The 1,497-nt window shown below is 42.4% G+C and carries 1 protein-coding gene and 1 pseudogene; one reads left to right on the forward strand and one right to left on the reverse strand.

The genetic code is table 11. The annotated features are described in order from the left end of the window. Positions 1-459: pseudogene (locus tag IQR33_RS34030) on the reverse strand (S-type Pyocin family protein); the annotation flags it as partial. 598 nt (positions 460-1,057) lie between these two features. Between IQR33_RS34030 and IQR33_RS22370 the strand changes: the two are divergent. Further along, on the forward strand, positions 1,058-1,497 hold a 440-nt coding region (locus IQR33_RS22370), incomplete at its 3' end, for a leucine-rich repeat domain-containing protein (protein WP_228014071.1).

Consider the following 1,497-nt stretch of genomic DNA (forward strand, 5'->3'; position numbering starts at 1 on the left):
CTTTATGGTGGCATCCGAGCAGCCGACTTCGAAGCTGTACTCAAATTCCTTGGTGATTTCCTCTTCACTTTCGACTGCGATCGGCTGTGGCGTATAAGCTCGTTCGAGTGCCGCGGTCTCTCCAATACGTGTGCTGTATCCTCCCGTTGCTCTGGAGATTTTCGTCTTTGCTAACAACTCCTCAGCCGCATCATCCGAAAATGCAGAGATAACCTCAGAGTTCAGCCGCCATGTTTTAGGACCAATTGGGTCGTTGTAACTCAGAAGTGCGGGAATTTGAGGTGTATCACTCACGAGTACGAGCTTACCCTCGTGGAGGTGGTGTTTTAGCTGATCAAAGGTAAGATGAGCAGGAATGGCAGAGGCGATATCTGCTTCCGCGAGGTTGTGGAAGTTGCCCTCTATCAACCCGAATTCATGGGACATTACTTCCGACAGTGGAAGGGTTTTATACGACACACAAATACCTAAAGTAAAAGCCAAATATCACGTCAAAAAGCGAGAAGCGTGCCATTTAATTTTTTAATAAAATCAATTGTTTGGAATAATAGTAATGTACGTCTATCCAATTTTTTGGTTATGGTGCCAATAAATTGGATATAAATCCAAGAAGTTGGTCGGTGTTGGCTGTGGCCTTTGTGTACGGAATCTGTTTAGTTGAAGCGATACATATGGTGTTTTTTCCCGTGAACACATTCGTAGTGGGCACGTTGTGGATGTAATAGTTCTAAGAAGGTTTTGCCCCAAAATTCGTTAGGTTAAATACCCTATAAAGTTAAAGAGCCTGCGTTTACCCTACAAAAAGTCATTTAGTAGAATGAAACTTTCACGATTTGGGCCTTTTATATGTATGTTTTGCTTGTCAAAGCGTCCGTTTTAGTAGCGAAACTAGCTAAACAACTTGTTGGAAGTGGACTAACTGCGGAAAGTATTGCTACCTTACGTTTATCTCAAAATAAAGCTGACTACCTGTGAACGCTTTTATGCGTTGGTAGAGGGTATTTGACGGTCTTAATAAAATACGGGAACAGCCATGACATTATCAAGAACAAGGCTCATGAAAGCAACAGCTCAAATTCTTGGCACTTTACTCTGTTTAGCCTTTCTTACTGGCTGTGAACGAGCAACGGAAGGGTTGCAATATGCCAAAAATCGTGATGGTTCAGATGACAAGTCAATACTTATTGGCTACAACGGTAACGACACAGATGTCGTCATCCCAGATTCGGTCGAACTTATTAATGGGGGGACATTTTATGACAAGCAGCTCACCAGCGTGGTCATCCCAAAATCGGTTACTATAATTGGAAGACAGGCATTTGAAAAAAATAAACTTACTAATGTGGTTATACCAGATTCGGTGACCTCCATTGGGGAGCGGGCGTTCGCTAAAAATAATCTCACTAGCGTTACTATTCCTGATTCAGTGACCTTCATTGGGGAGCGGGCATTTAATAAAAATGCAATATCAATAGTTAACAATGTCCCATCAGATGG

The organism is Vibrio sp. OPT46, from assembly GCF_015163535.1.
Taxonomy (GTDB): Bacteria; Pseudomonadota; Gammaproteobacteria; order Enterobacterales; family Vibrionaceae; genus Vibrio; species Vibrio alginolyticus.